Source organism: Comamonas testosteroni (assembly GCF_014076415.1).
In the GTDB taxonomy this organism is placed as follows: Bacteria; Pseudomonadota; Gammaproteobacteria; order Burkholderiales; family Burkholderiaceae_C; genus Comamonas; species Comamonas testosteroni_F.
This window is the reverse complement of the sequence record NZ_CP043568.1, coordinates 741,961-765,561: the sequence shown is the minus strand read 5'-3', so window position 1 is coordinate 765,561 and position 23,601 is coordinate 741,961. Positions and strand designations below refer to the sequence as shown.

Sequence of the window (23,601 nt, the reverse complement as noted above, 5' to 3'; positions counted from 1 at the left end):
CGTCTCAGCTGCCGGCGCCCGCCAGCAGGTCGGGGCAAACCGTGATGCAATACAGAAAGCTCTGCAGCAGCCGGTATTGTCTTCAGGCCGGCTTCCGGTCTCACGTCCGAGGCACAATGCCCTGCCAGAATCCAAGGGTTAACCCTAGACAACCTATGCGTACCACCATGAAATTGCTCTCCGCCGTTCTGGCCCTTGGGGCCGCCACCGTAGGAACCATGGCCTTTGTCGGCATGAGCCATGCCGAACAGATCGGCGCCGTGGATACCGTCTTCAAGTGGATTGGCCCGGATCACAAGATCGTGGTCGATGCCTATGACGACCCCAAGGTGCCGGGCGTGACCTGCTATGTCTCGCGCGCCAAGACCGGCGGCATCAAGGGCGGCCTTGGTCTGGCCGAGGATCGCTCGGAGGCGTCTATCGCCTGCCAGGCCACGGGCAGTATCCAGTTCCCCGCGCCGCTCAGGCAGCAGGAAGAAGTGTTTACCGAGCGCACCTCGCTGCTGTTCAAGCGCCTGCGTGTGGTGCGCATGGTCGATGCCAAGCGCAATGCCCTGATCTATATGACCTACTCGGACCGGGTGATCGAGGGCTCGCCTCAGAACAGCGTCACCGCCGTGGCCGTGCCCCAGGGCACGGCTATCCCGTTGAAATAGAAATCAGAGCAGGCTGAGCTTGTGCAGCCTGCGTTTGAGGCAGTTTTGACTCAAGGCCAGGCCCCGCGACCTACTGACTGAAAATCAGGCCGCCAGCGTCCAGCGCCGGCGGGCGCAGCAAATCCTCATTCACGCCCATGGCCTGGCTGGCGCGCTCCACGGCCTGCCAGAGCCCGGCGGGCATCTGCAAGATGGCTTCGGGGGACTGCGCATCGTCGATCCAGTGGCTGATCTGCAGATGCTGTTCATGAGTGAGCAGGTCCAGGTGCAGCATTTCATCGATGGTTTTCATGGTGTTCCTCCCTGCTTGTGAAAGCCGGCGCTGTACAACCCACGCCCGACTTGTCTATCCAATATAGGGGCAAAAACCGCCGCCGCAAGCAAAATCATTGTCAAGAAAACCATAGCTGCCTGCGACTGTCATTCAAGCGCTACAGCGTGCTTGGCGCTTGAGCCGCGGACGGATCGGGCGGCGGCTGCCCGCCGGCCTTGCAGGCGTCGACAAAGGCCTGCAGCGCGGGCGAGCGGCGCTTGCCGGCGCGCTGCACCAGAGAGAAGTTGCGCCACATTCGCGGCAGCGTGGTGGGCAGAATTTCGAGCGCCCGAGCCTGCAGCTGTGACTGCACCAGCACGCGCGACAGACAGCTGATGCCCAGCCCCTGCTCGACACAGCGTGCAATCGCCTCGGAACTGCCCAGCGTGGCGCTTGCAGGCAGCTGGTGCAGATGCGGCAGCAGCGCATGCTCGACCATCTCGCGCGTGCCCGAGCCCGCCTCGCGCAGCAGCCATGCCGCCTTGCGCAGCGCTGCCACGCCCAGCGGCTTGCTGCGCGCCTGCTCGGCCAGCGGGTCCTGCGGCGATGCCACGATGACCAGTTCATCGCGCAGCCAGGGCTCGACCTCCAGCCCCTGCCAGTGGCTGCTGCCCTCGATCAGGCCCATGTCGACCTCCATGGCCAGCACGGCTTCGCCCACTTCCTGGGTGTTGGCGATCTGCAGGTCCACGCGCACCAGCGGATGCGAGCGTGCCAGCCGCGCCAGCACTTCGGGCAACGCATAGGTGCCGATGGTGGTGCTGGCAGCCACGCGCAGGCGCACCGGCATATTGGCCGCACGCGCGGAAAACGTCTGTTCTATGCCTCTTGCCTGCTCCAGCACGCTCAGGGCCTGGGGCAGCAGCGCGCGGCCGGCATCGTTGAGCACCAGGCGCTTGCCCACGCGCTCGAACAGTTGCACGCCCAGGCCTTGTTCCAGCTGCTGCAGCGCGGCACTGGTGGCCGACTGCGAGAGCGCTACGGCCTCTGCGGCAGCCACCGTGGTCCCGCTTTGAGCCACGGCGCAGAAGATCTCGAACTGACGCAAGGTGAGATGCAGCATGACGATGATTCGTATATTCGTATCGACAACAGCAGGCTAGCCAGTAGCCCCTGCCCCCAGCCGAAAACGGGCAACCAGCCTCTCCAGCATCGGCTCATCCAATCAATGATTGAGTCGATTTGCAGGAGCCAGAAAGCCCAATCTACCTGTTTTATAGGTTGATCTTACAAAAACTATTAGTTATACAAATATAACCAAGAAATCTAAAGTGACCTCCATGCCGGCAATCAGACCTGTTGTCTTGCCTGCTGCGAAAGGTCACGATGAACACTACAACACTGAAAAACTCCGCACCCTCGCAAGGCTGGATGCACAAGACCGGCGGGATGATTCCGGGCCTGCTGCTGGCGGGCGCCATCGCTGCCGTGGCCACCTGGGCCGCGCAGTTTCCGGCCATCAGGAACAACGGACTGAGCGCGCTGACGCTGGCCATCATCATCGGCCTGCTGGTCGGCAACACCGTCTATCCCGCCATCGCCAGCCAGTGCGCCAGCGGCATCGCCTTCACCAAGGCCCGCCTGCTGCGCACCGGCATCGTGCTCTACGGTCTGCGCCTGACCTTCCAGGACATCGGCCAGGTCGGCATGGCCGGCGTGGTGATCGATGCACTGGTGCTGTCCAGCACCTTTTTGCTGGCGCAGTGGATAGGCCAGAAACTGCTGGGCATGGACAAGCGCACCACCATGCTGGTGGGAGCCGGCGCTTCCATCTGCGGCGCGGCCGCCGTGCTGGCCACCGAGCCCGTGGTCAAGGGGCGCGCCGAGGACGTGGCCGTGGCCGTGGCAACCGTGGTGGTGTTCGGCACCATAGGCACTTTTCTCTACCCGGCGCTGTTCCACTGGAATGCCGAGTACGGCTGGATAGACACCAGCATGCAGCAGTACGGCGTTTTCGTCGGCTCCACCGTGCATGAGGTGGCCCAGGTCGTGGCCGCCGGCGAGGCCATAGGCAGCCAGGCTGCGGACACGGCCGTGATCGCCAAGATGGTGCGCGTGATGATGCTGGCGCCCTTCCTGCTGGTGCTGTCCATGTGGCTGACACGCAGCGAACGGGCCCTGGGCGTGAACGACGGCCAGCCCGGCAACCGGATCACCATTCCCTGGTTTGCCGTGGGCTTCGTGGCCATGGCCGGCGTCAACTCCCTGGGCGTGCTGCCCAAGGAAGTGGTCAGCGTTGGCATTCAACTCGACAACGCGCTGCTGGCCCTGGCCATGGCCGCTCTGGGCCTGACCACCCATATCCGCGCCGTGCGTGCTGCGGGCACCCGGCCGCTGATTCTGGCCCTGGCGCTGTTTGCCTGGCTGCTGATCGCCGGCCTGGCATTGAACCTCTGGATTCCAACACTGTTTTGATAGCGGCTTGCGCCTGACTGGATTAGAACTAGAACATCTACAGGTCTGAAACCCTTTGAAAGAGAGCGCTTGTCGCTCTCTTTTTTTGCTGCATAAATACAAGGGAATACCCTTGCTATAAATGCAGACTCAATTAGTTTGAATTGCAAATTAATTGAGCAAGCATCAAAATTTGGCCATGTCTTTTGCCGATGCTCCCTCCCGCGACCGCCTGGGCTTTCTCATGGTCACCCTGACCCGCCAATGGCGGCGTTTTGTCGAAGAACAGCTGGCCGCCAGCGGCCTGACCGACGCCACCTGGACGCCACTGTTGCACCTGCGCGCCTGGGGCGACGGCGTGACGCAAAAGGAGCTGGCCGAGCGCGTGGGCCTGGACGGCTCCAGCCTGGTGCGCCTGCTGGACATTCTCGAAGGCAAGGGCTGGGTGGAGCGCCGCGCCGATGCGGCCGACCGCCGCAGCAAGCGCATCTTTCTCACGGCCGAAGGCAATAGCGCCGTGGACCATGTCCGCGCCACCATGCTGGAGGCCGAGCTCAGCCTGCTGCAGGACCTTGAGGACTGCGAGGTCGAAGCCATGCTGGACGGCGTCAACAAGATTCGCGCCCGCATCGAGCAGATGCACGAGCAGCACTCAGCCCAGGCCCAGCCCGGCACCGAGGAGCGCGCATGAGCGTGGCTGCCTACGACCGCCTGCTGGAGAGCGCCACGCGATGGGACTTTGACAGCGCCCGCCTGCGCCAGCATCTGCGCACGGCTTTTGCAGCCTGCATTGCCGTGTTCGCCGCCTGGGCCCTGGGGCTGGAACACCCGCAATGGGCGGGCATGACGGTCTGGGCCGCCTCCCAGCCGCTGCGCGGCCAGTTGCTGGAGAAAAGCTTTTTCCGCACCACGGGCACGCTGGCCGGCACGGCCGCCGGCGTGGTGCTGGTACTGGTGGCGAATGGCGATCTGCTCTGGCTAGTCACGGGACTGGCGGTGTGGATAGGCATATGCGCGGGCCTGGGCAATCTGCAGCGCAGCTTTGCCTCCTACGGCACCATGCTGGCCGGCTATTCGGCCTCCATGGTGGCCTTGCTGGACAACGGCAACCCCACCCATGTCTACGCGCTGGGCTGGGATCGTTTGTTCACGGCGCTGACCGGCGTGGCCGCCGCCCTCGTCGTGGGCTGGCTGTTCACGCCCGTGGGCGCCGAAATCCCCGGCGACGGCAGGGTACGACGACTCTGCGCGCGTCTGCTGCGCGATATCGCCGATGCGGCACAGGCCACGGCCAACGGGCATAGCGCCCTCAGCCCCAGGGACCTGGCCGAGCGACTGGCCGTGATGGCTGCCATCGAGGAAGGACTGGACCCGCATGCCGCCGGCTCGCAGCGCTCGCGCCGCGCCGTGCGGGCGCTGCGCCGCCTGATCAATACCCAGATCTCGGCCCTGCTCTGGCTGCGCGACAGCACGGGCAAGACCATCACTCCCGAGTTCTCGCCCGACCAAGCCCAGGCCATGACGGCTGCACTGGAGCAGGCCGCCAAGCTGCTGGAAACCCAGCCCGCCCCGCTGGCCGCCATCGACGCCATCGCCACGGCCCGCAGCGCCGCAGCGGGCTGGGGTCATGCCGAGGAAATCCTGGGCAATATCGGCCTGGCCCTGCAGGCCCATTTCGTGGCCGCCAGCGACCTGACTCTGCCGGCCCACCATCGCGCACGCCAGTTGCCCGTGGTCCTGCACAGCGACTGGGTGGGTGCGCGCAGGGCCATGCTGCGGGCCTTCAGCTCCATCTTTCTGGTCGGCCTGATCTGGGTACTCACTGGCTGGCATGGCGGCGCCTATATGTTGCTGGGCCTGTCGGTGATGATCACCGTGTTCTCCTCGTTCGAGAACCCGGCCTTCACCATGCGCTTTGTGATTCTGGGCCAGGCCATGGGCGCGGGCGTGGCGCTGGCCTGCCAGTGGTTTGCCTGGCCGTTTGCCAACAGCCAGTTGCAGATGGTGCTGATGATGCTGCCCTTCATCTTCCTTGGCGCCCTGCTTCTCAGCCACCGCCGCACCACGCTGTACGGCTTTGACTGCAATATGGTGATCCTGCTGGCGCTGTCGCCGCATTTCCCCTATCAGCTCGATGTGGGCCACTCGCTGTCCATGGCTTTTGCCATCGTCACCGGCCCGCTGGCCGGCTGGGCCGCCTATCGCTTCATCCTGCCCGTCACCGCGCAAGGCAGGCTCAACGGCCTGCGCGCCATGATGGTTCATGAGCTGCAGGACATGGCCTCCGCCCCCGTGCACGCCCGCGACGTGCGCGTGTGGCGCGCCCGCCTCTACCACCGCCTGCTGCGCCTGGTGCGCGCCTCCGAAAAAGTCAGCGCCCCCGCAGTGCAGGACGCGGCCGACTGCGGTCTGGCCGCGCTGCGGGTGGGCAAGGCCGTGCTGATCCTGCACCAGTTGCAGGCGGATGTACTCCTGTCCGAAAGCAGCTTGCGCGGTGTGCGCAGCGCGCTGCAGAGACTGCAGCAACTGCCCAGCGCTCCCGCCAGGGCCGTGCCGCTGCTGCAAGCCCTGGCCCGGCGCATACAACAGCGCCAGCCCGAGCAGGCGCTGCAATTGCGGCTGGCCGCCCAGGACATCAGCGAGCACCCGGCCTTCTTTGCCTCCAGCGCCGCGTTGCGCTGACCGCTTCAGCGGCCGCCCGATAGATGGGCGGCAATCGCCGCCTCGCTGACACCATAGAGCTCAGCCAGCGCTGCGGGCATGGCCACGGCGCGCGGCTCGCCCACGCCCAGCAGCCGCCCATGGCCCAGCAGGGCGATCCGGCTGGCCACACGCAAGCCATGCTCGGGCTGGTGGGTGGACAACAGCATGGCCATGCCCTGGGCGCTCAGCGCCTCGATCTGCTCCAGCACGCGAATCTGGTTACCGAAGTCCAGGCTGGCCGTGGGCTCGTCCATGACCAGCAGCGCCGGCTCCTGCGCCAGCGCGCGTGCAATCAGCACCAACTGCCGCTCGCCGCCGCTGAGCTCGGTGTAGCGGCGTGCGGCCAGATGGGCGATCTGCAGCCGTTCCATGCAGGCCAGTGCCATGGCACGGTCTGCGCCGGAGGGTCTGGCCAGCAGGGGCAGGCGCGCAGCGCGGCCCATGAGCACCATGTCCAGCGCCTCGAAGGCAAACACCCCGGCCTGGGCCTGAGGCACATAGCCGACGCGGCGCGCAAACTCCGCGCGCGGCCAGTGCTGTACCGGCTGGCCCTGCACCAGCACCCGACCCGCCAGCGGCGGCAGCAGGCCCAGCACCGTGCGAAACAGCGTGGTCTTGCCACAGCCGTTGGGGCCGAGCAGACACAGCACCTCGCCCGTAGCAATCGACAGATCCACGGATTCGCTGACCACGCTGCGGCCATGGCCGGTGCTCAGACCCTGCAAGTCCAGCACCGCCATCAGGCATCTCCTTCACGGCGACCCGTGCGGGCCAGCAGATACAGAAAGAATGGTGCACCGACCAGGGCCGTCAGAATGCCCAGTGGCAGCTCGATACGCGCCATGGTGCGGGCCAGCGTATCGGCAGCCACCACAAAGCCCGCGCCCAGCAGGGCCGAAGCCGGCAGCAGGCGCACGAAATCAGGACCGACCAGCAGGCGCGCCACATGCGGAACCACCAGTCCGACCCAGCCGATGATGCCGGCCAGCGACACGGCCGCCGCCGTGCCCAACGTGGCGCCAACCACCAGCACCAGGCGCAGCCGCCCGACCGGCACGCCCAGAGCCCGCGCTTCCTCATCGGGCAGAGCCAGCAGATTGATGCGCCAGCGCAGCAGCAGCAAAGGCAGCAAGGCCGCCAGCATCACGGGTGCCGTGGCGGCCACTTCCTGCAGCGTCACGGCCGACAGTCCGCCCATGAGCCAGAAGGTGATGGACGGCAGCTGGGTGTTCGGGTCTGCCAGGGTCTTGATCAGGGCGATGCCGGCACCCAGCAAAGCGCCCAGCGCAATACCGGCCAGTACCAACACCAGCACCGGATCGTGCCTGCGCACGCAGGCGCTGATGAGCACCACGACAGCCACGGCGACCAGTCCGCCGCCAAAGGCCAGCCACTGCACGGCAAACATCGACAGGCCCAGATAGATGGCGACGACGGCGCCCAGGCCGGCACCGGCCGAAACGCCCAGAATGTCAGGCGATACCAGCGGGTTGCGAAACATGCCCTGGTAGGCCGCACCGGCTGCAGCCAGCATCGCACCGACCGCCATGCCGGCTGCGATGCGCGGCAGCCTGATATTCCAGAGCACGGTTTCGGCCGCTGGCGGCAGCGGCGAAGCCGCCCCCGTGGCCCGAGCCCACAATGCTTCGGCCAGCTGTGCCGGCGCGAGCGCAAACTGGCCCGAGCACAACGCCCACAGCAGCACCATAGCCAGCAAGAGCAGGGCCAAAGGCCAGCCCCAGGCCGTGCTGCTACGAACATGGCCGCGTTGATGGCTGCGGCTTGCCTTGCTCCTCAAAATAGAGCTGTCACCGATTACCCTGTCTGGGCTAGCGCCGAATAGCTTCATAAAACCAGAGACACTCAGCGCGCGACTTCCAGCAGCGCTTGCAACTGTGCCGACGACAGCTGGACGCCATAGAACAACGCATAGAACTCGCGCACCGCCTGCTCCAGGGGCTTGGCGCCCTGCCGCGCGAGCCGGCCCGGATGCAACTTCTCAGCCAGCCAGCGCACTCCGATCAGCCGGTTCACGCTGGGCGGGCCGTCCAGCCAGCCAAAGGGCAGCACAGGCGCGCAGTGCACACGGCCGCTGCGCACGGCGCTGACGCCACGCCACAAGGGGTCCTGGCGCACGCGCTCGGCAAAGCCCGCCTCCTGGGTCAGTATGACTTCGGGGTCCCAGGCCAGGATCTGCTCCATGGAGACGCGCGTGAGTCCGCCCCTGCCTGGGCCGCCACATTGCGGCCGCCCGCATAGTCGATCACCTCGACATTGATGGAGCCGGCCAGCCCGGTTTCCAGACCGTTGGTGCCCCGCCCCAGATAGACGCGCGGCCGGGCCTGCTCATCGAGACCGGCAGTCACGGCTCGCACCAGACCCGCGACCTCGTCCGCATGGCGGGCCAGGGTCTCGCCACGCCCGGCCGCACCCAGCAAAGCTCCCACCTCGCGCAGCTGGCGCGCATGGTCGCCCAGGCTGCCTTGTACCAGCACGCAGGCCAGGCCCGTCTGGCGCGCCAGGCGCTCTGCGGCTGAGACATGGGTGGCGTCGGAAGTCCCGGAGTCCAGTACCAGATCGGGTTGCAGAGCCAGCAGCTTTTCGAGCGGCAGCGTGCTGCCACGGCCCGACAGGCGCCCAAGATAGGGCAAGGCCTGCAGTGGCGCACCCAGATGGGCGCGCGCTGCATCGCCAAGCTGCATGGGCCAACCCAGCAACTGCTGCGGCGCCAGCGCTGCCAGCAGCACGCCGGCCGGCGGCCCCGAAGCGAAGACCCGGCCCGGCCGTGCCGGCAGCGAGCCAAAGCGGGCGGCAATGACGGAGCGATCATCCTGCGCCCAGGCCGCTCCTGGCTGAACGCCCAGGGCCAGCGCTCCCGCAGAGGCCTGCAGCCATTGGCGACGCGTCAGCATGACCTGTCTCCCTGGTCTTCGCGCTCCAGCTGCTGCCGGCACCACTGCAGCAGCGCTTGCTCATCGACCGGCAGGCCGACAAAGGCGCCACCGGTAAATTCCTGCCAGCCGGCTTCATGCCGGGCGGCGACCGCCGTGATCATGGGAATGCCGGCCTCGACAAAAGCAGCGATCTCCTGGACAAAACCGCCGCCTGCGGCTTCGAGCTGGCCAAAGCAGTTGACGACGGCCAACTCCACGCCATCGGCCAGCGCCTGGCGCAGCACCACGCTGGCCCGGGCCAGGGCCTGAGGGTTAAGGCTGCAGGCCCGCGAAGCCGCCCCCAGATCCTCGGTCATCTCGAATTGCTGGCCGCTGCGCAGATCCACGAGGCGCATGCACTTGTTGCCATTGGCATAGCGGCTCTGCCGGTGCACCAGCCCGCCCACGCAGCGCCCCGACTGCTGCAGCCGCCGCGCCACGCTCTCCAGCATGGCTTCGATATCGTGCCGGTCATCGGGAAAGATCACTGCCGCCAGCGGCGGCCGGTCAGGATAGGGGCTCATGCAGCTCCTTCGATCATGTCTGTCCATCGGCGCCGGTGTTCATGCCGGCGGGTACGCTGTCGCGCGCAAACACCCAGGGGCCGCCTGCGCCGCTGGCGGCTTCGAGTACATGCTGGCCGGCCGCCGACAGCAGATACTCGGCCAGCAGGTTCACCGTCCGACGCTGCTCCGGCGTGGCCGGATGGCGCGGGCCGGGCGTGAGCAGCACATAGGGTCTGCGCATCAGCGGATCGCCATGCAGCAGCAGCTCTATGCCGGGAGCGCCCATCTTGCCGAAAGCCAGGGGAATATGGCCGACCACGGCATAGGCCTGCTCGCGCGCCGCCAGCTCCAGCACGGCCTGCGGGCGCGGGCCGGTGTCGGCGCGCAGCCAGCGCGCATCGGGGCGTATGCCGCCGCGCCGCCACAGACGCTGCACCACGGTATAGCTGCCGGGATCGCGCAGCGCGATAAAGGGGGCGCCGGTTTCGGCAATGCGCCGCAGCGCCTGCGTGCCGTCAGCGACCGAACGCACGCCGGCGGGGTCATGAGCGGGGCCGGCAATGACATGCTGGTTCCAGCCCCAGACGCGCGCAGCACCCGCCATGCCGCTGGCCTCCAGTGCCATGGCTTCGTCGCTGGCGTGAATCAGCAGCATCTGCGCCTGGCCGCGCGCGAAGGCGGGCACCACGCCCTCCTTGGGCGCGGCCGCCACGGTGGTGACCGGCATGGCCAGGGCCTGGCTGGCCTGTTCGGCCACGCGCGGCCACACGCCGCACAGCACGAGTCCGCCCACGGCTGCCACCTGTACGCCTGTGCTCGCAGCGGGTTTTGCTCCCGCCGCCAGGGCCGGGCCACCGGCCATGCCCAGGGCAGCCAGACTCCGCAGCCAGTCACGCCTTGCCAGCGATGTCTGAAGCAGGTGTTCCATGGCCATCAGAACCGGTAGCCCAGGTTCATGTACCAGCTGCGGCCAGGCATGGGCAGACCGTCTGCCAGCTGATACCACTTGTCGCCCAGATTGGCCACGCCGAAGTCCAGCGTGGTGTCCGGACGCGGCAGATAGCGCGCGCGCAGATTGGCCACGCCGTAGCCGGCCATCTGATAGACCTGTGCCTGGCCGCTGGCCGACAGCGGTACCTTGCGGCCCTGTTCTGCCTCCAGCTCGGCACGCAGCTGCCACTGGGCTTGCGGACTCCATTGCAGGGCGGCAGTCAGACGCTGACGCGGCGTGTCAGTCAAGGTGATGCTGCGGTCGCTGAGATTGGTGCGGCTCAGATAGGTGTAGCCCGCATGCAGAGCCCATTGGGCCGACAGTTGCTGCGCCAGAGACACCTCAAGACCGACATTGCGCGTGCGTCCCACGTTCTGCGCCTGGTTGCATGTCTTGCCGCCGCAGGCCGTGGAGTCCAGGACCATGGTCTGGATCTGGTCGCGCACCCGGCTGTAGAACACGGCCGCCTGCCCCTTGCCGCCCTGCCAGGGCTTGCCGCTCAGGCCCAGCTCCAGGTGGTTGGCCACCTCGGGCTTGAGGTCGGGGTTGGCCAGGGCCGTTCCCATGCGTGCCGAATAGCGGTCCTTGATGGTCGCAAAGCGGGTCTTGTGCGAGGCAATCAGATAGACCTCGTCGCCCTGGGCCGTGAGCGCATAGCTCAGGCGTGCCAGACCGTTGGTGGCGCTGGTGGAGCCCGTGGGCCACTGGTAGACCTGCTTGGCATCGCGCTGGTCGTGACTCAGGCCCAGCGTCAGGCGCCAACGCTCGGCCAGGGCGATGTGATCCTCGAGCACCAGCGAGGTGGTCACATCGCGGTAGTGCTTCTGCGGGTCCTTGCCCGAGGCCGCGTCGGTGTGCTCGTCCTGCTTGTAGTGGAAGGCCGCATGCAGCTCATGACCGGAGAAGGCGTAGTTGACCCACTCCAGGCTGGCCCCCTTGCTCACATCCTTGTAGCTGCTGGTCGGATCGTGGGCCGTGTAGCTGGCGTCCTTGTACATGTCGAGACCGTTTTTGTAGGTATCGTGGTACAGGCGGGTCTTGAGCACATTGCTGCTGTTCAGACGGGTGGTGCTCAGGAAGTACAGGCTGTCCTTGTCCCAATAGGGCCAGCGCCAGTAACGCACGGCGTTCTTCTGCGTGGACTGGCCGGTGTAGACGGGATTGCCCTTCTCGCCTTCCTGACGCACATAGCCAATGGCGTATTCGTCCGTGGCATTGGGCGTGAGTCCCAGCTTGAAGGACAGGCGCTTGTCGGTACGGTCCGCGTTCTCGCGCTTGCTGCCGGTATCGGTGGGCTGCTTTTTGTAATCCCTGAAGCCCCGGGGCAGAGGAAAACTGTCGGCATCCAGGTAGGAGGCGCCCAACTGGTAGTACCAGTTGCCCTGGTTGCCCCCCAGGTTGAAGCTCGCCCTGCGCTCGCCACCGCTGCCCACACCCAGGCGCACGTCGCCCTCGAAGGGCTTGGCCGGTTTTCGCGTGACCAGATTGACGGCACCGCCCAGCGTATTGGGGCCGTACAGCAGCGAGGCACCGGCCTTGGCCACATTGATCTCGGCCAGGTCGAAGGTGGTGAAACGGCCCAGATCCACATAGCCGTCATAGGGCACATACAGCGGCACGCCGTCCACAAAGATGGGCACCTGGCGCGAGTCAAAGCCCCGCAGACTGATCATTTCCTCGTTGCGGTTGTTGCGCGACAGGCTCACGCCGGGGAGATTGCGCACGGCATCGGCCACGGTGCCGGCATTGATGCGCTCCATCTCGGCACTGCCGACGCGCTGCATGTCGCCGGCCCCGAGCTCTTCGGCCTCGCGCCGCGCACTGACCTCCACCGTACCCAGCGTGAAAGTCTGACTGGCAGCTTCGGCCGCGGCCTGGGCCCAGACCGCACCCATGGGCGCGATGGCCAGCGCGCCCCACAACCAGCTGCGGCGAAGAACAAGACTCGGAGGATGGATCTGGGAAACCGTGAAGTGCAATGGCATGGCGCGGGCTGGAATTTGTTGTCGAATGTAAAAAATGTCGATTCTAGCCACCGCTATTCATTTATGGAATAACGATCAACAAACAGTCTCCATAAGCCGCACGGCATACATCACCCATGAAAAAGGCCACCCGAGGGTGGCCTTGCATCAAATGCCTCGCAGATTCAAACGCAGCTGATCGCCACGGCCTTGGCCACCAGATAGGCTTCCAGCGCCTCCGGGCCGCCTTCGGAGCCGTAGCCAGAGTCCTTGATGCCGCCAAAGGGCAGCTCGGCCGATGGCAGGGCAGGCTGGTTGATCCACAACATGCCGGCTTCCACATCCTGCGACAGCTGGTGCGTCGTCTTGAGCGAGCGCGTGAAGGCGTAGGCCGCCAGACCATAGGACAGGCGATTGGCCTCCTGAATGGCGTCTTCGATCCTGTCGAAGCCGCGAATCGCCGCCACGGGACCGAAAGGCTCCTGGTTGAAGATGTCGGCCGTCAAAGGCACGTCGGCCAGCACCGTGGGGGCAAAGAAGTTGCCGGCGGAGCCAAAGGATGCGCCGCCCGTCATCAGCTTGGCACCGCTTTGTTCGGCGTTCTGGATCAGCTGGGTCAGCGCGGTCACGCGACGCGGATTGGCCAGCGGGCCCATCTGCGTGCCCTGCTCCAGGCCGTTGCCGACCTTCAATGCCTCGGCATGGGCGACCATGGCGCGCGTGAACTCCTCGCGCACGCTGTTGTGCACCAGAAAGCGCGTGGGCGAGATGCAGACCTGGCCTGCGTTGCGGAACTTGGCCGCGCCCGCAGCCTTGACGGCCAGCTGCACATCGGCATCCTCGGCCACGATCACGGGAGCATGGCCGCCGAGTTCCATGGTGGAGCGCTTCATGTGCTGGCCGGCCAGCGCCGCCAGCTGCTTGCCCACGGCCGTGGAGCCGGTGAAGGTCACCTTGCGGATCACGGGGTGGGCAATCAGATATTCGGAAATCTGCGCGGGGTTGCCATAGACCAGACCCACGACACCGGCAGGAATTCCGGCATCGACAAAGCACTTGAGCAGGGCTGCGGGGGAGGCCGGAGTTTCCTCGGGTGCCTTGACCAGGAAGGAGCAGCCCGAAGCCAGGGCCGCGCCGATCTTGCGCACGATCTGGTTGACGGGGAAGTTCCAGGGCGTGAAGGCAGCGACCGGGCCCACGGGCTCCTTGATCACCAGTTGCTGCTGCTCGGGGCGACGCGAAGGCACGATGCGGCCATAGACACGCAGCGCCTCGTCGGCAAACCATTCGATGATGCCGGCGCCGGCAATGATTTCCACCTTGGCCTCGGCCAGCGGCTTGCCCTGCTCCTGCGTCAGCAGCGCGGCGATCTCGTCGGCACGTTCTTTCAACAGGGCTGCGGCACGGCGCATGATGGCACCGCGCTCATGGGCAGACACCTTGCGCCAGACCTGAAAGCCCTTGTCGGCCGCCGCCAGGGCGCGATCCAGGTCGGCAATATCGGCATGGGCCACGCGGCCAATCACCTCGCCGCTTGCCGGGTTGCGCACATCAATTTTCTTGCTGCTGGCAGCGTCCTGCCACTGACCGTCGATCAAAAGCTGGGTATCAGGATATGCAGTGCTCATCGCATGACTCATAGGTGTCGGCCGCCGCTATCCCCCTGCAGACTGGCGCGACCGGGTGTGACAAATGTTCAGGGGTTACCGAACAAATTCTAGTCATGCGGGCTCGGCACTCAGACAAAAGGGGGACAGCTGTCAGCAATCGACCTCATGCGCCCACGGCCAGGCGTCGCTCCACCTGCTCCATCAGCCCGCCCAGCCCCCCGGCGGACGATGCGGCCAGCCTGACCACCTCGCCCACCACGAACACGCAGGGGCTGCCCAGTCCGCTGCGAGCCAGCGCCTGCGTCATCTGCCCCAGCTCGGTCACCACTTGCTGCTGTGCCGGCAGACTGGCGTTCTGGACCAGAGCCACCGGAGTAGAAGCCGGCAGCCCGCCAGCCAGCAGCTGCTGCTGGATGACGGCGGCAGTGGCAACACCCATGTAGATCACCAGCGTCAGCCCCAGCATCCGGGCCGTGCCGGCCAGCAGTTGCCAGTCATGGCCGGCACTGCCTGGCTTGGCATGACCAGTGATGAATACCACGCCATGGGCATGGTCGCGATGGGTCAGCGAAACGCCCAGGCTGGTGGCTGCGGCCAGCCCGGCGGTGATGCCGTTGACCACTTCCACGGCGATCCCGGCCCGGCGCAGATGCTCGACCTCTTCGCCGCCACGGCCGAAGATGAAGGGATCGCCACCCTTGAGGCGCACCACCAGCTCACCTTGGCGAGCCGCCATGATCATGAGTTTTTCAATGAACTCCTGCGAGGTGCTCTCGCGCCCGCCGCGCTTGCCCACATGCACGATGCGGGCGCTTGCGCTGGCAAGCTTCACGATGTCGGCAGACACCAGGTCGTCGGCCAGCAGCAGCGTGGCGGACTGGATCAGCCTCAGCGCCTTGAGCGTGAGCAGCTCCGGATCGCCGGGGCCGGCACCGACCAGATAGCAGCGGCCCGCGGGCAGCAGGGAAGTGGCATGGCTGTTTGTCATGGCTGGCCTTTCATATGCATTGCCGGACATCGACATCTAGGCGGCAACCGACAGGCTTGCCGACTGCGGCGCAGGCGTCGCATGCACCAGTTGTTTGATCCTGGGAATGCAGGAGCCGCAGCGCGTGCCGCATCCCAGGGAAGACTTGAGCTGCGCGATCCGCTCGTCGGCGGAGCCCTCGCACGCGGTCAGTGCCGAGTTGATGCTGGCCTCATCCACATTCATGCAGGCACAGATCTGTGGCGACCGGGCAGGCATGGCGGCTGGCGGCCTGGCCCCCGAGGACAGCAGCAGACGCCCATAGCTTTGCACCGATTGCTCGTCGCGCAGTACCGGCCCCAGCCAGCGACCGGCGCTGGCATCGCCACAGAGCAAAAAGGCATCGAGCCTGGGCTCATCGGTCTGCCGGCCTATCGCCATGGCGCGGCTGCATTGGCGACGCGCGTCGGCATAGCGCATGGCCTGCGGGCCATCGAGCCGCAGCAGGCTGTGCAGCCGCGCCAGCACCTCGGCGCCGGGCTGCGCATAGGCTGCAGCGCGGAACTGCACGCCGGTGCGGCCCTGATCCGCTTTCTCCAGCGGCACGGCGCGTCCAAACAGCACGCAGCTGGCAAAGTCGAACTCGGCCATCAGTTCGCTCAGGGCCTGCCGAACCGACTGCACCTGCTGGTCATCAAGCCAGGCCATGCCCAGACAGGTCCAGGGCAGCTCGGCCTTGAGCAGCCTGACGGCCACATGCTTGAGCTCGGGCTGCTTGGAGCGCGGGCAGCGCTCGGGGGTGGTCAGGGCATTGACGCCCGCAAGCCGCTGCCCCTTGGAGCCCATGCCGCTCAGGTACATGCTGCCCCAGTGCATGGGCAGATAGAGCTGTGCGGGCTGCAAGCCAGGGTCCGCCTGCACGGGCAGCACGATGGCGCCATAGCGGTTGGACAGATGGACCAGATCGCCGTCCTGCAGCTGCTGCCTCTGCATGTCCTGGGGACTGACCTGCAGCTGAGGTTCGCTGGCATGGGCGAACAGACGCCCCAACTGGCCAGTGCGCGTCATGCCATGCCATTGATCGCGCAGGCGGCCGGTGTTGAGACTGAACGGATGCCGTGCATCGCGCGGCACGGCCGGCGTCTGCCAGGGCTGTGCATCAAAGCGTGCACGCCCATCCTCGGTCGCAAACACCGCATCGCCATACAGACGCTGCCGGCCCTGGCTAGCGCCTTGAGGCATGGGCCATTGCTGGGGTCCCTCGACCTCGAGCATCGCCCAGCTCAGACCCGTGATATCCAGATCGCGCCCTCGTGTGGACTCGCGATGCTCGTTCCAGATGGCTTCTGCACCCGCGTCGGCATTCGCAGTGTCATAGGGAAACAAGCTTGGCAGCGAGGGCCGCAGATGCTGCTCCAGGCGCCGCGCCAGCTGCACGCCTATCTGCCAGTCATGGCGTGCCGCCCCCGGCGCGACCACGGCGGCGCGCACCCGCGAGATGCGCCGCTCGCTGTTCGTGACCGTGCCCAGCTTCTCGCCCCAGGTGGAGGCTGGCAGCAACCAGTCGGCATAGGCCGTGGTCTCGGTCGCTGCAAAGGCCTCCTGCACCACCACCAGCTCGGCGCGCTCCAGCGCCCTGCGCACCATGGCCTGTTCGGGCATGCTCTGCGCGGGGTTGGTGCAGGCAATCCACAAGGCCTTGATCTGGCCGTCGGCAGCGGCCTCGAACATCTCCAGCGCTGACTTTCCGGGCTTCTGCGGAATCGACTCCACACCCCATAGCCGTGCCACTTCTGCCCTGTGCCCTGCGTTCGAAAGATCACGATGCGCGCTCAGCAGATTGGACAGTCCGCCCACCTCGCGCCCGCCCATGGCATTGGGCTGGCCCGTCAGTGACAGGGGCCCGGCGCCAGGCCTGCCGATCTGGCCCGTCGCCAGATGCAGATTGATCAGCGCCGCATTATTGGCCGTGCCACTGCGGCTCTGGTTCAGACCCTGGCAGTAGAGGCTGAGCGTGGGACGACGCGCGTCCGCCGGCTCCTCGGCACCGCCCAGCGCCATCCAGCGCGCCGCCAGGTACAGGTCCGGCACGGGCAGGCCGCAGATGGCAGCGACCTTCTCGGGCGTGGCTTCGCGCACCAGTTCCTTGAGCTGTGCAAAGCCGCTGGTGTGCTGCGCGATGAAGGCGCTGTCCGTCCAGCCCTCCCACAGCATGATGTGCAGCAGACCGTGAAACAGCATCACATCGCTGCCCGGCTGCAGCGGCAGATAGAGATCGGCCAGCTCTGCCGTCTCGGTACGGCGCGGATCGGCCACGATGATCCTGAGTTGCGGACTGCGCGCCCTGGCCTCTTCCACACGCCTGAACAGAATGGGGTGCGCCCAGGCCATATTGCTGCCCGTGATGAACATGCAGCCGGCCAGGTCTATGTCCTCATAGCAGGCCGGCGGTGCATCGGCGCCCAGCGTGGCCTTGTAGCCGGCCACGGCGCTGCTCATGCACAGGCGCGAATTGGTGTCGAGATTGTTGGTGCCCAGCAGGCCTTTGACCAGCTTGTTGAAGACGTAGTAGTCCTCGGTCAGCAGCTGGCCACTGAGATAGAAACCCAGTGCATCGGGCCCATGGGCGGCGCGAATGCCGGCAATGCGCGCCGCCAGTTCATCCAGGGCCTGATCCCAGCTCGCGGCCTGCGGCGCGGATGTCCGCTCCAGCCTGCGCATGGGCTGCAGCAGGCGGGCCTGCTGGGCATAGGCGGGCGCGGCCGTCAGATGCAGGGTGCTGCCCTTGGTGCACAGACGGCCCAAGTTGGCAGGATGCTCGGGATCGCCACGCACGCCGGTAATCTGCAGGCCATCGGACTCGATGACCACGCCGCAGCCGACACCGCAATAGGGGCAAGTGGACTTGGTTTCTTTCATGGCGTCACCGAAGAGAAGCTGCGGCGCCCATGGTCACCGCAACGCGGACCGCCGAAGGCGAGTCCGCAGCCGACACCGCAATAGGGACAGGTGGACTTGGTTTCTTTCATGGCGTCACCAGAGAGAGGCGGCGGCGTTCATGTTCACCGCTACGCGGACCGCCGAAGGCGAGTCCGCAGCCGACACCGCAATAGGGACAGGTGGATCGAGTCTCATGCATGGCAGACTTTCAGTGAAATCATGCTGTAACGCTTTCTGAACAAGCGCATGCAGCTATTCATTTCATATCAACATAGACACTAGGCCGTGGCACAGCCGGATTTGCCCGCGCAATGCGCAGGACCGGCATGCGGGCGGGTCTGCTCCAGGGCGCGGTTGGCCAGCTCGTCGGCGCGCAGCTGCACCTCGCCGTCCTGCACACGCACGCTGAAATAGGGCGTGCAGCCCTCGTCGGGCGCAGCCGCCTCGCCGCTGCTCAGTGCAATCGTCCAGTTGTGCAGCGGGCAGGCCACGCTGCGACCGAACACAATGCCTTGCGAAAGCGGGCCGCCCTTGTGCGGGCAGCGATCCAGCAGCGCAAACACCTCGTCGTCGGCATTGCGGAACACGGCCACATCCAGCCCTTGTGCGCGCGCCACGCGGCGCGCTCCCAGCACGGGGATGTCGTCCATCGTGCAGATAGAAATCCATTCGCTCATTTGCATCTCCTAAGCTCCCCTGAGCCGCCTTGCGACTTCCCCCTCTCTCGCTTTGCGGGAGGGGAGCGACGGCCTCGCTACGGGGCGGCGGGGCCGCCCAGGCCCTTGCTCACCGTCCCTTGGCTATGCCGCGCCAGGTTCGTAAACTGCTGAAAAATTGAAAGAGGTTCTCGGTTTCAGGCAATAGCTGACACATCAGCGGGCAAAGCCTGGAATTGCCGCGTGTCCACGGCCGCCTTGTCGGTCTCGAACCAGGGATCGGGCTCGCCGTCCAGTGCAAACTGCAGCTGCTCCCACAGCGCCCTGCGGCCCTCGGCATCGTCGAGAATGCGTCGCTTGACATAGTCCAGACCCACGCGATTGATGTAGTGCACCGTGCGCTCCAGATACCAGCCTTCCAGCCGGTACAGCTGCATGAAGGCGCCCGTGTACTCCATCACCTCTTCGGCGGTCTTGAGCTTGGTGAAGAAATGCGCGACCTCGGTCTTGATGCCGCCGTTGCCGCCCATATACATCTCCCAGCCCGAGTCCACGCCGATGATTCCCACATCCTTGATGCCGGACTCCGCGCAGTTGCGCGGGCAGCCGCTGACCGCGAACTTCACCTTGTGCGGTGCGTACATGCGCCACATGGCGCGCTCCAGGTCCTTGCCCATCTGGGTGCTGTCCTGCGTGCCCATGCGGCACCATTCGCTGCCCACACAGGTCTTGACCGTGCGCAGCGCCTTGGCATAGGCATGGCCGCAGGGCATGCCGATATCGTTCCAGACGGCCTGCAGATCCTCCTTTTTCACGCCCAGCAAATCGATGCGCTGGCCGCCCGTGACCTTCACGGTGGGGATCTGGTACTTGTCCACCACATCGGCAATGCGGCGCAGCTCGGAGGCCGTGGTCTCGCCGCCCCACATGCGCGGAATCACGCTGTACGTTCCGTCCTTCTGGATATTGGCGTGGCTGCGTTCGTTGATGAAGCGGCTTTGCGGGTCGTCCCTGGCTTCCTTGGGCCAGGTGCTGATCAGGTAATAGTTGACGGCCGGGCGGCAGGAGGCACAGCCATTGGGCGTGCGCCACTCCATGAAGCGGAACACCGCATCGGTGCTCAGCAGCTTGTGATCGCGGATCGCATCGCGCACGGCCTGGTGCCCGTGGTCGGTGCAGCCGCACATGGCCTTGGTCTTGGGGGCCGCCGAGTAGTCGCCGCCGGCCGTGAACATGATGATCTGCTCCACCAGTCCCGTGCAGGAGCCACAGCTGGCACTGGCCTTGGTGTGCTTGCGCACATCGTCGAGCGTGAACAGGCCCTTGTCCTTGATGGCCTTGCAGATCGCGCCCTTGGTCACGCCGTTGCAGCCGCAGACCTCGTCGCCGTCGGCCATGGCCGCGGCCTTGCTCTGCCCCTGGTGGCCGGTATCGCCGAGATTGGATTCGCCGAACATCAGCTTGTCGCGGATATCAGCCACGCTGCGGCCCTCGCGCAGCAGCTTGAAGTACCAGCTGCCGTCCACCGTGTCGCCGTACAGACAGGCACCGACCAGCTTGTCGTCCTTGATGACCAGCTTTTTGTAGACCCCCGCGTAGGGGTCGCTCATGAGAATTTCCTCGGTATCGCCGCCGCCCTGGAAATCGCCTGCGGAAAACAGATCGATGCCCGTGACCTTGAGCTTGGTCGAGGTCAGGGAACCCAGATAGCGGCCGATGCCGAACTCGGCCAGATGGTTGGCCAGCACCTTGCCCTGCTCGAACAGGGGCGCCACCAGTCCGTAGGCAATGCCTCGGTGTGCCGCGCATTCGCCCACGGCATAGATGCGCGGATCGGTCACGGTCTGCAGCGTATCGCTGACCACGATGCCGCGACTCACATGCAGATGCATGGACTCGGCCAGTTCGGTGCTGGGACGAATGCCCACGGCCATCACCACCAGTTCGGCGGGTATCTCGCTGCCGTCCTTGAAGCGCACGGCGCGCACGCGGCCGCTGCGTCCTGCGTCTTCGTCGCCCAGCAGTTCCTGCGTCTGCGCCTGCATGCGGAACTGCATGCCGCGCTCGGCCAGCGATTTCTGCAGCATGCGGCCCGCCTGATCGTCGAGCTGGCGCTCCATCAGCCAGTCGCCGACATGCACCACGGTGACCTGCATGCCGCGCTTCATGAGGCCGTTGGCCGCTTCCAGTCCCAGCAGGCCACCGCCGATCACCACCGCATGCCTGAGTGTCTTGGCCGCTTCGATCATGGCCTCGGTGTCGGCAATGTCACGGTAGGCCAGCACACCCTCCAGGTCCTTGCCGGGGATGGGCAGGATGAAGGGCTTGGAGCCCGTCGCCATGATCAGCCGGTCGTACTCGGCGCTGGCGGTCTCGCCCAGGGCATTGACCGCATGTACCGTGCGCCGGGCCCGGTCCACGGCCGTCACGGTATAGCCGGCGTGCAGCAGGATATGGTGATCCTGGTACCAGGACCAGTCGTTGAGCACGATATCGCCGAGCGTCTGCTCGCCGGCGAGCACGGGCGACAGCAGAATGCGGTTGTAGTTGGGATGCGGCTCGGCGCCGAAGACCGTGATGTCGTACAGATCGGGAGCAATGGCCAGCAACTCTTCCAGCGCGCGCACGCCTGCCATTCCGTTACCAATCATGACCAGTTTGGATTTTTTCATCTGAGTCCCCGTGGGCTTGCGAAAAAGGCCTCCCGCGCAGAACCCCTGCGCTTGGCAGCAACACCTCCGAAGAAGCGCCTGTGTCCTGAGACGGCCCGGCAACAAAAAAAGACGTCTGCATGCTTCATGACTTGCATGAGCATGTAGACGTCTTTGTCTTTTGGGTTCTGATCCAGCCTTGCACCATCACCCTGTGGCCCACCTTGGCCACGACAGGGAACATGCAATTGCCATGCCAGCTCTGCCGTCTCGTGGAATGCAGCAGGCAAGAAAGAGATGCACCATCCTTGTGCCTGTGCGCCGCTTTGCTGTGCACCAAACAAACATGGCGCCCCAGGGCGCCATGCAACAGACATCGAGGCGAGGCTCAGGCCGCTTTTTCCACATGGCCCTGGCGCGTGTAGAGAAAGTCGATCACCGCCTTGCGGTAGCTTTGATACTGGGCATCCTCGGCCAGCTCCACCCGGCTGCGCGGGCGTGGCAGTGCCACATGCAGCACCTCGCCAATCGTGGCAGCGGGACCGTTGGTCATCATCACGATCTTGTCGGACAGCAGCACAGCCTCGTCCACATCGTGCGTGACCATCACCACGGTGCTCTGGGTGCGTGCCACGATCTCCAGCAACTCGTCCTGCAGCTTGGCACGCGTCAGGGCATCGAGGGCGCCGAAGGGCTCGTCCATGAGCAGCACCTGGGGCTCCATGGACAGGGCGCGGGCAATGCCCACGCGCTGCTTCATGCCGCCCGAGATTTCGCCGGGACGCTTTTGCGCCGCATGGCTGAGGCCCACCATGGCCAGCGCCGCATCGGTGCGCTGCGCCAGTTGTGCCTTGCTTTCGCGCTTGCCGAAGACACGCTCCACGGCCAGGTGCACATTGCCCCAGCAGCTCAGCCAGGGCAGCAGCGAGTGGTTCTGGAAGACCACCGCACGCTCGGGGCCGGGGCCCTTGATCTCCTTGTTGGCGCACAGCAATGCACCGCCCGTGGGAATGGTCAGGCCGGCAATCAGATTGAGCAGCGTCGACTTGCCGCAGCCCGAATGCCCGATGAGACTGACGAACTCGCCCTTGGCAATGTTCAGATTGATGTCGCGCAGCGCGGGAAACAGGCCCTTGGCGGTCTTGAAGGTCTGCTCCACCCCGTGGATCTCGATGTACTTGGTGCTGAGAGATGTATGCATGAGGTACTCCTTGCTTTTTTCCGAGGCCACCGTGGCGCCGGCTTTGCCGGGCCACCGGTGGTGCCCCCTTGAGGGGGTGACGCGCCCGAGGGCGCGGCTCAGGGGTGGGTTAAGTCTTGACCTCTTCAAACGTAAAGGCCGAAGCCAGCTTGACCAGGGCCCACTCCAGCACCAGGCCCACGATGCCGATCACGAAGATGGCGATGATGATGTTCTTGACGTTGAGGTTGTTCCACTCGTCCCAGACCCAGAAACCTATGCCCACGCCGCCCGTCAGCATCTCGGCGGCCACGATCACCAGCCAGGCCGTGCCCACGGCCAGGCGCACGCCGGTCAACATATAGGGCAGCACGGCAGGAAACAGAATGGTGGTGGCGATCTTCCACTCCGACAGATTGAGCACGCGCGCCACATTCATATAGTCCTGGGGCACACGCTGCACGCCCACGGCGGTGTTGATGACCATGGGCCAGATCGAGCAGATGAAGATGGTCCAGATGGCTGCCGGATTGGCGCCCTTGAACACCAGCAGGCCGATAGGCAGCCAGGCCAGCGGCGATACCGGACGCAGCAGGCTGATCAAGGGGTTGAACATGCGCGACAGAAAGCTGAAGCGTCCGATCGCGAAGCCCAAAGGGATGCCGACCAGTGCCGCCAGACCGAAACCCAGGGCCACGCGCTGCAACGAGGACAGCACATTCCAGCCCACGCCCTGGTCATTCGGTCCGTTGCGGTAGAAGGGATCGCTGAACACCTGCAAGGCCTGCTCCCAGGTCTCCGCCGGGGTAGGAATGCTCTTGCCGGTGCTGCTCGATACCAGCGACCACAGGCCAACCAGCAGCGCCAGCCCCAGCAGCGGCGGCAGGGCCTGACCAAATAGCTGTTCAGCCCATTGGCGCAAGCGGCTGGGTGCCACCGCAACCGCAGCCGTGACCATCGCTTTGGGTTTGATATCTTTTTGCACTTCAGCCTTTACAAGTTCTGCGCCAGAAGCTATCTCTTTTGAAGTTTCGAGCAGCGCATCATTGGCCGCCTGGGCTGCCAGTTGCGGATCGTGCGGGGGGTCGAGTTCGAGCGGCGCGTGAAGTACGGCACTGACCATGATGGTTCTCCTGT

20 protein-coding genes and 1 pseudogene are annotated in these 23,601 nt (G+C 65.6%); 4 read left to right on the top strand and 17 right to left on the bottom strand.

Annotation, left to right across the window (positions count from 1 at the left end; translation table 11 throughout):
• Positions 1–155: 155 nt before the first annotated feature.
• Positions 156–656 carry a CreA family protein gene (locus tag F0P97_RS03435; RefSeq protein WP_182285625.1) on the top strand — a complete coding sequence of 167 codons (501 nt, stop codon included), beginning with the start codon at positions 156–158 and terminating at the stop codon, positions 654–656.
• Between the two features lie 70 nt (positions 657–726).
• Here F0P97_RS03435 and F0P97_RS03430 read toward each other — a convergent pair whose 3' ends face one another.
• Together F0P97_RS03430 and F0P97_RS03425 are read right to left on the bottom strand one after the other, a co-directional pair.
• On the bottom strand, positions 727–948 hold the full coding sequence (locus F0P97_RS03430; RefSeq protein ID WP_034357313.1) for a hypothetical protein: 222 nt from the start codon (positions 946–948) through the stop codon (positions 727–729).
• A 139-nt stretch (positions 949–1,087) separates the two neighbouring features.
• Positions 1,088–2,032 (bottom strand): LysR family transcriptional regulator, encoded by a 945-nt coding sequence (locus tag F0P97_RS03425; protein ID WP_182285624.1) that lies wholly within the window; start codon positions 2,030–2,032, stop codon positions 1,088–1,090.
• A 263-nt stretch (positions 2,033–2,295) separates the two neighbouring features.
• On the opposite strand from F0P97_RS03425, the gene F0P97_RS03420 reads away from it, so the two are divergent.
• From F0P97_RS03420 to F0P97_RS03410, 3 genes are all read left to right on the top strand, one after another.
• Positions 2,296–3,384, top strand: a complete 1,089-nt coding sequence (locus F0P97_RS03420; RefSeq protein ID WP_182285623.1) for a YeiH family protein — start codon at positions 2,296–2,298, stop codon at positions 3,382–3,384.
• Positions 3,385–3,562: 178 nt separating this feature from the next.
• Positions 3,563–4,054: a MarR family winged helix-turn-helix transcriptional regulator gene (locus F0P97_RS03415; RefSeq protein WP_182285622.1), complete on the top strand. Its 492-nt coding sequence runs from the start codon at positions 3,563–3,565 to the stop codon at positions 4,052–4,054.
• The gene (locus F0P97_RS03410; protein WP_182285621.1) at positions 4,051–6,045 is read left to right on the top strand and encodes an FUSC family protein; all 1,995 of its coding nucleotides are present in this window, start codon (positions 4,051–4,053) and stop codon (positions 6,043–6,045) included. Before F0P97_RS03415 ends, F0P97_RS03410 begins: the two co-directional genes overlap by 4 nt.
• Positions 6,046–6,050: 5 nt before the next feature.
• On the opposite strand, the gene F0P97_RS03405 is transcribed toward F0P97_RS03410, so the two are convergent.
• The 15 genes and pseudogenes from F0P97_RS03405 to ntrB all read right to left on the bottom strand — a co-directional run bounded on the left by F0P97_RS03405 (position 6,051) and on the right by ntrB (position 23,587).
• Complete coding sequence (locus F0P97_RS03405) at positions 6,051–6,806, bottom strand: ABC transporter ATP-binding protein (RefSeq protein WP_182285620.1); 756 nt, start codon at positions 6,804–6,806, stop codon at positions 6,051–6,053.
• Positions 6,806–7,774 carry a FecCD family ABC transporter permease gene (locus tag F0P97_RS03400; protein WP_182287093.1) on the bottom strand — a complete coding sequence of 323 codons (969 nt, stop codon included), beginning with the start codon at positions 7,772–7,774 and terminating at the stop codon, positions 6,806–6,808. Before F0P97_RS03400 ends, F0P97_RS03405 begins: the two co-directional genes overlap by 1 nt.
• 155 nt (positions 7,775–7,929) lie before the next feature.
• Positions 7,930–8,978: pseudogene (locus F0P97_RS03395) on the bottom strand (iron ABC transporter substrate-binding protein).
• A complete protein-coding gene (locus F0P97_RS03390) occupies positions 8,972–9,523 on the bottom strand; it encodes a DUF2478 domain-containing protein (RefSeq protein WP_182285619.1) in 552 nt (183 codons plus the stop codon). The pseudogene F0P97_RS03395 and the gene F0P97_RS03390 overlap by 7 nt, the downstream one beginning before the upstream one ends.
• A gap of 13 nt (positions 9,524–9,536) precedes the next feature.
• Positions 9,537–10,433 (bottom strand): substrate-binding domain-containing protein, encoded by an 897-nt coding sequence (locus F0P97_RS03385; RefSeq protein ID WP_232538116.1) that lies wholly within the window; start codon positions 10,431–10,433, stop codon positions 9,537–9,539.
• A gap of 5 nt (positions 10,434–10,438) precedes the next feature.
• Positions 10,439–12,391 carry a TonB-dependent receptor plug domain-containing protein gene (locus F0P97_RS03380; protein WP_420093906.1) on the bottom strand — a complete coding sequence of 651 codons (1,953 nt, stop codon included), beginning with the start codon at positions 12,389–12,391 and terminating at the stop codon, positions 10,439–10,441.
• Positions 12,392–12,645: 254 nt separating this feature from the next.
• Positions 12,646–14,088 carry an NAD-dependent succinate-semialdehyde dehydrogenase gene (locus F0P97_RS03375; protein ID WP_182285617.1) on the bottom strand — a complete coding sequence of 481 codons (1,443 nt, stop codon included), beginning with the start codon at positions 14,086–14,088 and terminating at the stop codon, positions 12,646–12,648.
• A 145-nt stretch (positions 14,089–14,233) separates the two neighbouring features.
• On the bottom strand, positions 14,234–15,058 hold the full coding sequence (gene cobA, locus F0P97_RS03370; protein ID WP_182285616.1) for a uroporphyrinogen-III C-methyltransferase: 825 nt from the start codon (positions 15,056–15,058) through the stop codon (positions 14,234–14,236).
• Between the two features lie 36 nt (positions 15,059–15,094).
• A complete protein-coding gene (locus F0P97_RS03365) occupies positions 15,095–17,956 on the bottom strand; it encodes a nitrate reductase (protein WP_182285615.1) in 2,862 nt (953 codons plus the stop codon).
• A complete protein-coding gene (locus tag F0P97_RS27945) occupies positions 17,953–18,066 on the bottom strand; it encodes a hypothetical protein (RefSeq protein ID WP_182285614.1) in 114 nt (37 codons plus the stop codon). Before F0P97_RS27945 ends, F0P97_RS03365 begins: the two co-directional genes overlap by 4 nt.
• On the bottom strand, positions 18,063–18,176 hold the full coding sequence (locus F0P97_RS27940; protein ID WP_182285613.1) for a hypothetical protein: 114 nt from the start codon (positions 18,174–18,176) through the stop codon (positions 18,063–18,065). Before F0P97_RS27940 ends, F0P97_RS27945 begins: the two co-directional genes overlap by 4 nt.
• A 79-nt stretch (positions 18,177–18,255) precedes the next feature.
• Positions 18,256–18,654 (bottom strand): nitrite reductase small subunit NirD, encoded by a 399-nt coding sequence (nirD, locus tag F0P97_RS03350; protein WP_182285612.1) that lies wholly within the window; start codon positions 18,652–18,654, stop codon positions 18,256–18,258.
• A gap of 176 nt (positions 18,655–18,830) precedes the next feature.
• Complete coding sequence (nirB, locus tag F0P97_RS03345; protein ID WP_182285611.1) at positions 18,831–21,305, bottom strand: nitrite reductase large subunit NirB; 2,475 nt, start codon at positions 21,303–21,305, stop codon at positions 18,831–18,833.
• Between the two features lie 367 nt (positions 21,306–21,672).
• Positions 21,673–22,485, bottom strand: coding sequence for an ABC transporter ATP-binding protein (locus F0P97_RS03340; RefSeq protein WP_012836969.1), 813 nt, complete (start codon positions 22,483–22,485; stop codon positions 21,673–21,675).
• Between the two features lie 109 nt (positions 22,486–22,594).
• Positions 22,595–23,587 (bottom strand): nitrate ABC transporter permease, encoded by a 993-nt coding sequence (ntrB, locus tag F0P97_RS03335; protein ID WP_182285610.1) that lies wholly within the window; start codon positions 23,585–23,587, stop codon positions 22,595–22,597.
• Between the last annotated feature and the right edge of the window lie 14 nt (positions 23,588–23,601).

Excerpts from the sequence above, each read along its gene's own strand:
- F0P97_RS03435 (WP_182285625.1), top strand. The coding sequence starts at position 156 with ATGCGTACCACCATGAAATTGCTCTCCGCCGTTCTGGCCCTTGGGGCC.
- F0P97_RS03430 (WP_034357313.1), bottom strand. The coding sequence starts at position 948 with ATGAAAACCATCGATGAAATGCTGCACCTGGACCTGCTCACTCATGAA.
- F0P97_RS03425 (WP_182285624.1), bottom strand. The coding sequence starts at position 2,032 with ATGCTGCATCTCACCTTGCGTCAGTTCGAGATCTTCTGCGCCGTGGCT.
- F0P97_RS03420 (WP_182285623.1), top strand. The coding sequence starts at position 2,296 with ATGAACACTACAACACTGAAAAACTCCGCACCCTCGCAAGGCTGGATG.
- F0P97_RS03415 (WP_182285622.1), top strand. The coding sequence starts at position 3,563 with ATGTCTTTTGCCGATGCTCCCTCCCGCGACCGCCTGGGCTTTCTCATG.
- F0P97_RS03410 (WP_182285621.1), top strand. The coding sequence starts at position 4,051 with ATGAGCGTGGCTGCCTACGACCGCCTGCTGGAGAGCGCCACGCGATGG.
- F0P97_RS03405 (WP_182285620.1), bottom strand. The coding sequence starts at position 6,806 with ATGGCGGTGCTGGACTTGCAGGGTCTGAGCACCGGCCATGGCCGCAGC.
- F0P97_RS03400 (WP_182287093.1), bottom strand. The coding sequence starts at position 7,774 with ATGGTGCTGCTGTGGGCGTTGTGCTCGGGCCAGTTTGCGCTCGCGCCG.
- F0P97_RS03390 (WP_182285619.1), bottom strand. The coding sequence starts at position 9,523 with ATGAGCCCCTATCCTGACCGGCCGCCGCTGGCGGCAGTGATCTTTCCC.
- F0P97_RS03385 (WP_232538116.1), bottom strand. The coding sequence starts at position 10,433 with ATGGAACACCTGCTTCAGACATCGCTGGCAAGGCGTGACTGGCTGCGG.
- F0P97_RS03380 (WP_420093906.1), bottom strand. The coding sequence starts at position 12,391 with ATGGGTGCGGTCTGGGCCCAGGCCGCGGCCGAAGCTGCCAGTCAGACT.
- F0P97_RS03375 (WP_182285617.1), bottom strand. The coding sequence starts at position 14,088 with ATGAGCACTGCATATCCTGATACCCAGCTTTTGATCGACGGTCAGTGG.
- cobA (WP_182285616.1), bottom strand. The coding sequence starts at position 15,058 with ATGACAAACAGCCATGCCACTTCCCTGCTGCCCGCGGGCCGCTGCTAT.
- F0P97_RS03365 (WP_182285615.1), bottom strand. The coding sequence starts at position 17,956 with ATGAAAGAAACCAAGTCCACTTGCCCCTATTGCGGTGTCGGCTGCGGC.
- F0P97_RS27945 (WP_182285614.1), bottom strand. The coding sequence starts at position 18,066 with ATGAAAGAAACCAAGTCCACCTGTCCCTATTGCGGTGTCGGCTGCGGA.
- F0P97_RS27940 (WP_182285613.1), bottom strand. The coding sequence starts at position 18,176 with ATGCATGAGACTCGATCCACCTGTCCCTATTGCGGTGTCGGCTGCGGA.
- nirD (WP_182285612.1), bottom strand. The coding sequence starts at position 18,654 with ATGAGCGAATGGATTTCTATCTGCACGATGGACGACATCCCCGTGCTG.
- nirB (WP_182285611.1), bottom strand. The coding sequence starts at position 21,305 with ATGAAAAAATCCAAACTGGTCATGATTGGTAACGGAATGGCAGGCGTG.
- F0P97_RS03340 (WP_012836969.1), bottom strand. The coding sequence starts at position 22,485 with ATGCATACATCTCTCAGCACCAAGTACATCGAGATCCACGGGGTGGAG.
- ntrB (WP_182285610.1), bottom strand. The coding sequence starts at position 23,587 with ATGGTCAGTGCCGTACTTCACGCGCCGCTCGAACTCGACCCCCCGCAC.